The sequence below is a fragment of the uncultured Methanobrevibacter sp. genome, from assembly GCF_937906425.1.
Taxonomy (GTDB): Archaea; Methanobacteriota; Methanobacteria; order Methanobacteriales; family Methanobacteriaceae; genus Methanobrevibacter.
In genome coordinates, this window is record NZ_CALCYR010000227.1 from 1 (window position 1) to 8,640 (window position 8,640).

Consider the following 8,640-nt stretch of genomic DNA (forward strand, 5'->3'; position numbering starts at 1 on the left):
TTATTTAAAATGGTTTTTTTATAAAAAAAGTAATTTTATTATTTAAAAAGTTTTTAATTTGGTTTTGTGTTGGTGTTTTTTTTATTGGTTTGTTTTTATGTTATTTTTTATGGTTTTTTGTTGGTGTTTTTTTTATTGGTTTGTTTTTATGTTATTTATTTTGGTTTTTTGTTGGTGTTTTTTTTATTGGTTTGTTTTTATGTTATTTGTTATGGTTTTTTGTTGGTGTTTAAAAAAAGAAATAAGGTGGATTAGTGTAATCCACATCCAATACATTCGTGTGCTGCAACTCCTATTTCCTGTTCCTCGTCAACAAGTTCTTGTTTTAACTCTTGAACGCTTACGGAAATAAAGGAGTATTCAGGTTTGTCAATTACAGGGGAAATTCCCTTGAAGTAGCAGTGAATGTATCCGGTACAAGCAATATCGATCAAGATTGGTTCAGACATTTTAAATCCTTTAAAGAATTGTTCAATGATTTCCATCTTTTCTTTAGGAACTCTAAGGTTAAAAGACATGAATCCTTGGTCTTTTGGTCTAATTCCTACATATTCTTGTTCTACTAATATTTCATTACCGTATTCTTGTTTAAAGGTAACGCAGTCTTCTTTATTTACCATATTTACCCTCCGTATGGTTTTTAAAATACTATAATTTATCTTAATGAGTATGATTATTTTATTTAATCAAAATTTGATTATTAATTTTTTAATTTATTTTTATTGTTTAATATTATTGTTTTATGTCTTATAAACTTTATTATAATTTTTTTATCATTTTTTGATTTATTTTATAATCTTTGATTAGTTTTTAATATTTTGATTTGTTTTTTTTGTATTTTTGAATGTTCTTTTTCGATATTCTGATTGGTTTTTTGTATTTTCTGTATTATTTTTTTGATATTAGGCTTAGTTTTTTCTATTTTCAATGTTCTTTTTTGTTCATTATTTCTTTAAATTGAATAAAATTGTTTGAAATTTTTTAAAATTGGAAAAAGAATAAAAAATTTCTTTTTTATTATTTTTTAGCTAAAAATTATTATGTATTTTTTAATTTCATTAATGAAATTTTATTGTTTTTTTCTGAATTCCCTATTTTTACCATAATATTTATATTACTTAATAAACATAGTTTCTATTGTTAGAAATTATATAAATAATTTATATTATTAATATATTTAATTGAAATTAATTCAATAAAATATGAAAAGAATTAATAATTGATTAATTTTTTATAGGTTTGGTCAGGATTTTTAATTATTTTTCATAATTATTCCTTTTGACTGCTATAAATCTTTTTCAAATATTAAAAATGTACAAAGTGATAAAATGAGTGATGTAAACAAAGATATTGGTACAAGGATTAAAGCTTTAAGAGAATTGTCCGATATTACAACAGAAGAAATTGCTAAAGAGCTTGAAATTGATGAAGAAACTTATATTTCTTATGAAGACGGTATTATTGATATTCCTGCAAGTTTCATTTACCAAATTGCACATATTTTCAAAGTGGATTTAGCTTTGATTCTTACTGGTGAGGAAACTCGTATGAATTACTTTGACGTTACAAGAAATGGCAAGGGATTTGTAGTGGACCGTAAGAAAGAATACAAGTATGAAAACTTATGCAAGCATTTCGTTCATAAGAAGGCTGAAATGTTTATTGTAACAGTAGATCCTAAAGAAGATGCTCTCCCATCCTTGAATTCACATGCGGGTCAGGAATTTAATTATGTGCTTGAAGGTTCTTTAAAAATTTTTATTAGGGACAATGAGATTATTTTAAATGAAGGAGATTCAATTTTCTTTGATGCAACTTGCCAACATGCAATGGTTGCTTTAAATGATGAAAAGGCTAAGTTTTTAGCTGTGATAATGTAAGAGGTATTTATTGAGTTATTCCATTTAAGGAATATCGGTGTTTTTAAATATTGGTATTCTTTTGAGTTCTAAAATATTATGGTTTTGAATGTGTGGAAAAATAATGAAAATTTTTAAAATAATTATCTTAGGGATTTTCATAATGTTTTAGCAAGGATTATTTTTATTTAGGGATAGTATTTTATTTTGATATTAGAGGGAAAAAATGTCAACATTAATAGGAAACTTTGTTAACAGAGTTGATTTTAAGGATTATAAGGATTTTTATAAAAATTTTGAATTTAAAGTGCCAAAGGACTTTAATTTCGGATTTGATGTAGTTGATGAATATGCAAGAATAGATCCGGAAAAGAAGGCTTTGATTTGGTGCGATGACAATGAAAAAAGAGTATTCACATTTTTGGATATGAAAAAATTAAGCAATAAGGCAGCAAACTTCTTCAAGTCCCAAGGAATTAATAAGGGAGATGCTGTTTTGCTTACTCTTAAAAACAGATATGAATTCTGGATTTGCATGACTGCGCTTCATAAAATCGGTGCAATAGCCATTCCAACCACTCATATGGTAAAGCTTCATGACATTGTCTATAGGGTGGAAAAGGCAGATGTAAAGATGGTTGTATCTGTCGAGGAGGATAATCTTCTTCCTGATTATGAGTCTTGTGAGAAGGAATTAGGCATTGACTTGAAAAAGGCATTGGTTGGAAACATTGAAAGGGATGGATGGTTCAACTTTGATAAGGAAATTGAGCAGATGAGTGATGTCTTTGAAAGGCCTGTCGGTGAGGATGCAACTCACGAGGATGAAACTTTCCTCATTTATTTCTCATCCGGAACTACCGGAAACCCTAAAATGGTTGCTCATGCCCATACCTATGCCATCGGTCACCTGATTACTGCAAAATACTGGCATAATGTTGTTGAGGACGGTGTTCATCACACTTCAGCAGATACCGGTTGGGGCAAGGCTGTATGGGGTAACTATTACGGTCAATGGATTGCAGGTTCTGCAGTATTCGTTTACGATTATGTAAGGTTCCATGGAATTGACCTTATTGAAAAGATCATTGAAAATGAGGTAAACACATTCTGTGCGCCTCCAACAATTTACAGGTTCCTCATCAAGGAAGACCTGTCCAAGTTTGACTTTTCAAAGATTCAATATGCTACAACTGCAGGTGAACCATTGCCTGCCGAAGTATTTAAGAGATTTAAGGAATTTACAGGTCTTGAAATCAAGGAAGGCTTTGGACAAACCGAAACCACATTGGCATTGGGAACATTCATATGGATGGAGTCCAAACCAGGTTCTGTAGGAAAACCTTCCCCTGCATTTAAAATTCATCTTTTAGACCCTGAAGACAATATGGTTGATATTGGAAGCAAGGGCGAAATCTGTTTCGATGTAAGTGAAGGCAGACCTGTAGGATTGTTTAAGAAATACTACCGAAATGAGGCAAAAACAAAACAGGCATGGCACGATGGATATTACCATTGTGGAGACACAGCCTATGTTGATGAGGACGGTTACTTTACCTTTGTTGGAAGAAATGATGACATAATCAAGTCTTCAGGTTACCGTATTGGGCCTTATGAGGTTGAAAATGCTGTAATTTCCCATCCTTCAGTATTGGAATGTGCCATTACAGGAGTTCCTGATGATTTGAGAGGACAAATTGTTAAGGCAACCATTGTTCTTGCAAAGGGATACGAGCCAAGTGATGAATTGGCTAAGGAGATTCAAAATCATGTTAAGAGGGTAACAGCTCCTTATAAATATCCTAGAATGATTGAATTTGTGGAAGAGCTTCCTAAAACAATCAGTGGTAAGATTCAAAGAAAGCTAATCAGAACTAAGGATGAAGGGAATTAATCCCTTTAATTTTTCTTTATTTTATGTGGGTAAAATTAATTTTTAAGAATTTTTAATTCTTATTTCTAATTATTATTAATTTTTATCTATTATATGAGAGCAAAATTAATTTAAAGAAATTTTAAATCATTTTTCAATTAACAATTAAAATTACTTTTTATTTTTATAAATTTATAAAAGGATTGTGTGTTTATGAGTATAAGTGAAGTTAAACCTTATCCCGTTATTAGTAAAAATAATTGTAAGGCTTGTTTAAGATGTGTAAGTGTTTGCAGAGAGGAATGTCTTAAATTAAGCGAAAACATTAACGATAACGGTTATCAATATGTGGAATATACCGGTGAAAATTGCATTGGTTGCGGAGACTGTTACTACACTTGTCCTGAACCATTGGCCATCGAAGTCCATATTCCTAAAAGAAGAAAAAAAGGAGATGCTTAAATGAGTCATCAAATTGTTAAGGGTAATACTGCAGTTATTATAGGTGCATTATATGCCGGTTGTGATTGTTTCTTCGGTTATCCAATCACTCCTGCCAGTGAAATTCTTCATGAGGCATCCAAATACTTCCCAATGCTTGGAAGAAAATTTGTACAGGCTGAAAGTGAAGAGGCTTCAGTCAACATGATTTATGGAGGTGCTTCCACAGGCCATAGGGTTATGAGTGCATCATCCGGTCCCGGAATCAGTTTAATGCAGGAAGGATTTACCTATTTGGCCGGTGCAGAATTGCCTGCAGTTATTGTTGATGTAATGAGAGCAGGCCCTGGTCTTGGTAATATCGGTCCGGAACAGGGGGACTATAATCAAATCGTCAAGGGAGGAGGTCACGGTAACTACAGAAATATAGTTTTGGCTCCTAACAGTGTTCAGGAAATGTGTGACTTGACCATGAAGGCATTTGAATTGTCAAACAAATACAGAAACCCTGTTGTTGTATTGGCTGATGCTGTACTTGGACAGATGGCTGAACCTTTAAGATTCCCTGCAGAAGCTGTTGAACCTGAAATAGATAATTCCTGGGCTGTAAGAGGTAGTGAGGAAACAATGAACAATTTGGTAACCTCAATTTTCCTTGATTTCAATCAATTGGAGGAATTCAACTTTAAGATACAGGAAAAGTATGATGAAATCCGCAGAAATGAGGTTGTCGTTGAGGAATACATGCTTGATGATGCTGAATATGTTATCGTATCCTATGGTACCAGTAGCAGATTGTCCCGTACTGCAGTAGACATTGCACGTGAGAAGGGAATTAAATTAGGTCTTCTCCGTCCAATAACATTGTTCCCATTCCCAGAGGAAAGAATTAGGGAATTGGCTGAAAAGGGTGTTCAATTCATTTCAGTTGAAATGAGTAACGGTCAATTGAGAGAGGATGTTAAGATGGCTGCAGGATTTGATGATGTCCACTTGGTAAACAGAATGGGTGGAAACGTTATTGAATTGAAGGACATTCTTAATGAGATCTATGAAATGGTTGGCAGTGACGAACGTCATAAGGTTCACAGTGAAGACAAGGAATTTGATGCATCCTATCTTAAGGATAAGGGATATAAAGACGAATTAGACAATGATAATTATTATAATCATAGAGTGGTTGACTAGGAGGTGAAAAGATGGCAAGTATTAAGGTAAGTGGCGAAAATACAGAGAAAAAGGAAGCTAATCCTATTGAAGAAAGGGTAATAAAGAAACCTCGTTCCTTAAATGACAGTTTTGAAAGAAAGGGAAATGACATTTACAATACCCACTACTGTGCAGGTTGCGGTCATGGTATCCTTCATAAATTGATTGCTGAGGTTATGGATGAGCTTGACATACAGGACAGGTCAGTCATGATTTCCCCTGTAGGATGTGCAGTGTTCGGTTACTACTACTTTAACTGCGGCAATGTTCAGACCGCCCACGGCAGGGCTCCTGCTGTTGCTACAGGTATTTCAAGAGCTGAGGACAATGCAATTGTAATGAGTTATCAAGGTGACGGTGACTTGGCATCCATAGGTTTAAATGAGACCCTGCAGGCTGCAAACAGAGGGGAAAAAATCGCGGTTTTCTTTGTAAACAACACAGTTTACGGTATGACCGGTGGTCAAATGGCACCTACAACTCTTGTTGGTGAAAGGACTGTCACATGCCAAAACGGCAGGGATCCTCACTATGCAGGTTATCCTTTGCACATGTGTGAACTTGTTGACAATCTTAAGGCTCCCGTATTTATTGAAAGGGTCTCCCTTGCTAATCCTAAGTTAATCAGAAAAGCAAAAATTGCCATTAAAAAGGCCTTGATGATTCAGAAGGAAGGAAAAGGATACTCCTTTATAGAGGTTTTATCTCCATGTCCAACCAATATCAGAAGGGATGTTGCTGGAGTTGAAGACTTCCTCATAAATGAGATGGGTAAGGAATTCCCTGTAAAGAGATTTAGGGACTTATCCAAGGAAAGGGCTCCTGTTGAAAGAAACGTAAGTGACTTTTCAATTGAATCATTGGACAATGTCTTTGGTGTAGACCGTTCTAAGGAATTGGCTGATGTGGAAGAGGACTTTGAGGACTGCAAGGTCAAGATTGTTGGTTTTGGCGGTCAGGGAGTATTGAGTACAGGACTTACCTTGGCTCAGGCTGCATGTTCTGAGGGTAAGGAAGTTTCATGGTATCCTAGCTATGGACCTGAACAAAGGGGAGGAACATCCAACTGTTCTGTAACCATTTCCGCAAAAACAATCGGTTCTCCTGTTGTTGAGGAATGTGATGTATTGATTGCAATGAACAAGCCATCCCTTGAAAAGTATTCCATTGATGTTAAGGAAGGCGGAACCATTTTATATGATTCAAGGGCAGGAGACTATAGCAAGGACAATCTTGATGTAAAGGATGGTGTTGAAATCATTTCCATTCCTGCAAGGGAAATTGCAACCGAGATTGGAAATGCAAAGGCAATGAATACAGCCATTCTTGGAGCTTTAATGGAACTTGGTAAGGAAAGTCCTATTTTATCCCAGGAAGCATTTGCAAACGGTATTAGGGAAACCTTTGCAGCTAAACCTAAACTCATTGACGTCAATCTTGAGGTTTTGGAAGCTGGAGCTAAATGGTTAAGGGAAAATAAATAATTTCTCTTAATTTTCCTTTTAAATTTCATATTCTTTTTTTATTATTTTTTTCTTTTTTATTTTGTTTAATTATTGTTTAATTATTGTTTAATTATTGTTTAATTATTGTTTAATTATTGTTTTATTATTGTTTTATTATTGTTTTATTTTTGTTTTTTTCTTTTTTATTTTGTTTAATTATTGTTTTATTATTATTTTTTATTCTTGTTTTAATTTCATATTTTCTTTTTTAAGCTTTGAGGTAATTTGTATGAATTCATTGGATTTATTGAATCGAATTAAAGAAAATCTAAAGGACTATCCTATTGATTATTTAAAAAAGAAGGCAAGTGATGACAGATATCCTGACAGCATTTCAAAACGTTTGGCAATATATAACTCCTCTGTTTATGATGAGATATTTGAATCAGCCATAGATGATTTTGAAGTCAGGGAGGAAGTGATAAAAAACTTATCAGAGGATGTTGATTATTACTTTAGTGTAAATGACCCTTATGATGATGAAAATAGGGAATTTACTAAAAATCTTTGTTTGTATTTGGCTTTGATTGCTAAAAAGCCATTGCATCCTGTTGGAGACCCTTCAAGTTATCATGTTTATGAGTTAAATGGGGAATATAAATGTAAGGACAGGATTCTTTATTTAAAGGATAAACGTTCTTTATGCCGATATTGCATTTGTAAAAATGCCGGATACGGATTCTTTTAGATTTTTATTTTTATTTCTTTTTTAAGATTTTTATTCCTTTTTTTAATATTTTCAACTTATTTTATTATTTAAATTATTTTAAAAATATTTATTAAATTAAAAATTAAAAATATATTTAAAAGTATATTGGGGAGATACCATCACTAAAATAAATGATTTTAATGCATTAGAAGTTAAGAATCAATGTGTGAAATGGATTCAAGACTTTTTCAATGAAAATGGGCCTGACTGCAATGCAGTTGTAGGCATTTCCGGCGGTAAGGACAGTTCTGTAGTTGCAGCATTATGTGTAGAGGCTTTAGGTAAGAGTCGTGTTATAGGTGTTTTAATGCCTAATGATGTTCAGTCAGACATTGATTGTGCCAAACTACTTGTAAAACATTTGGATATTCCTCATTATATAATAAATGTCAAGGACTCTGTTAATGGGATTCTTAATCAAATGAATGAAAACAGTATTGAAATAAGTGAACAGACAAGAATCAATCTTCCTGCAAGAATACGCATGTCCACATTATATGCTGTAAGTCAAAGCCATAATGGAAGAGTGGCAAATACATGCAATCTTTCTGAAGATTGGGTAGGTTATGCAACAAGATATGGTGATGGAGCAGGTGACTTCAGTCCACTTTCAAACCTGACCGTAACTGAAGTTAAGGAAATTGGACGAAGCCTTAATTTACCTAATGAGTTGGTGGACAAGGTACCTATTGATGGACTCTCTAATCAATCTGATGAAGAGAAACTTGGTTTTACTTATGATGTGTTAGATGAGTATATACGAACAGGTAAAATTAAGGACAATTTGATAAAAGAAAGAATAGATTACTTGCATGATCTTAATAAATTTAAGTTGGAACCTATGCCTAGTTTCAAATTTTAAGTTTTATTATTTATTTTTACTATTTTTTTTAATTTTTAATTTTAAGTTTTATTATTTATTTTTACTATTTTTTTTAATTTTTAATTTTAAGTTTTATTATTTATTTTTACTATTTTTTTTAATTTTTAATTTTAAGTTTTATTATTTATTTTTACTATTTTTTTTAATTTTTAATTTTAAGT

The 8,640-nt window shown here is 32.6% G+C and carries 8 protein-coding genes; 7 read left to right on the plus strand and 1 reads right to left on the minus strand.

The genetic code is table 11. The features are described from left to right. Positions 1-251: 251 nt before the first annotated feature. Complete coding sequence (locus Q0138_RS06560) at positions 252-620, minus strand: hypothetical protein (RefSeq protein WP_297982307.1); 369 nt, start codon at positions 618-620, stop codon at positions 252-254. 708 nt (positions 621-1,328) lie between these two features. On the opposite strand from Q0138_RS06560, the gene Q0138_RS06565 reads away from it, so the two are divergent. The 7 genes from Q0138_RS06565 (at position 1,329) to nadE (ending at position 8,458) form a co-directional block, all read left to right on the plus strand. After that, positions 1,329-1,880 carry a cupin domain-containing protein gene (locus Q0138_RS06565; protein WP_297982310.1) on the plus strand — a complete coding sequence of 184 codons (552 nt, stop codon included), beginning with the start codon at positions 1,329-1,331 and terminating at the stop codon, positions 1,878-1,880. 205 nt (positions 1,881-2,085) lie between these two features. Then, positions 2,086-3,753 carry an AMP-binding protein gene (locus Q0138_RS06570; protein WP_297982312.1) on the plus strand — a complete coding sequence of 556 codons (1,668 nt, stop codon included), beginning with the start codon at positions 2,086-2,088 and terminating at the stop codon, positions 3,751-3,753. 192 nt (positions 3,754-3,945) lie between these two features. After that, complete coding sequence (locus Q0138_RS06575) at positions 3,946-4,194, plus strand: ferredoxin family protein (protein ID WP_297982315.1); 249 nt, start codon at positions 3,946-3,948, stop codon at positions 4,192-4,194. Beyond that, the gene (locus Q0138_RS06580) at positions 4,195-5,361 is read left to right on the plus strand and encodes a 3-methyl-2-oxobutanoate dehydrogenase subunit VorB (RefSeq protein ID WP_297982318.1); all 1,167 of its coding nucleotides are present in this window, start codon (positions 4,195-4,197) and stop codon (positions 5,359-5,361) included. An 11-nt stretch (positions 5,362-5,372) separates the two neighbouring features. After that, positions 5,373-6,866, plus strand: coding sequence for a 2-oxoacid:acceptor oxidoreductase family protein (locus Q0138_RS06585; protein WP_297982322.1), 1,494 nt, complete (start codon positions 5,373-5,375; stop codon positions 6,864-6,866). Positions 6,867-7,116: 250 nt separating this feature from the next. Further along, complete coding sequence (locus Q0138_RS06590; protein WP_297982324.1) at positions 7,117-7,575, plus strand: DUF2115 family protein; 459 nt, start codon at positions 7,117-7,119, stop codon at positions 7,573-7,575. Between the two features lie 148 nt (positions 7,576-7,723). Beyond that, positions 7,724-8,458 carry an NAD(+) synthase gene (nadE, locus tag Q0138_RS06595; RefSeq protein WP_297982327.1) on the plus strand — a complete coding sequence of 245 codons (735 nt, stop codon included), beginning with the start codon at positions 7,724-7,726 and terminating at the stop codon, positions 8,456-8,458. The last annotated feature ends 182 nt before the right edge of the window (positions 8,459-8,640 follow it).

What these genes read in the sequence shown, in the direction of transcription:
- Q0138_RS06560 (WP_297982307.1), bottom strand. Translation starts at nt 620, where the DNA reads ATGGTAAATAAAGAAGACTGCGTTACCTTTAAACAAGAATACGGTAAT.
- Q0138_RS06565 (WP_297982310.1), top strand. Translation starts at nt 1,329, where the DNA reads ATGAGTGATGTAAACAAAGATATTGGTACAAGGATTAAAGCTTTAAGA.
- Q0138_RS06570 (WP_297982312.1), top strand. Translation starts at nt 2,086, where the DNA reads ATGTCAACATTAATAGGAAACTTTGTTAACAGAGTTGATTTTAAGGAT.
- Q0138_RS06575 (WP_297982315.1), top strand. Translation starts at nt 3,946, where the DNA reads ATGAGTATAAGTGAAGTTAAACCTTATCCCGTTATTAGTAAAAATAAT.
- Q0138_RS06580 (WP_297982318.1), top strand. Translation starts at nt 4,195, where the DNA reads ATGAGTCATCAAATTGTTAAGGGTAATACTGCAGTTATTATAGGTGCA.
- Q0138_RS06585 (WP_297982322.1), top strand. Translation starts at nt 5,373, where the DNA reads ATGGCAAGTATTAAGGTAAGTGGCGAAAATACAGAGAAAAAGGAAGCT.
- Q0138_RS06590 (WP_297982324.1), top strand. Translation starts at nt 7,117, where the DNA reads ATGAATTCATTGGATTTATTGAATCGAATTAAAGAAAATCTAAAGGAC.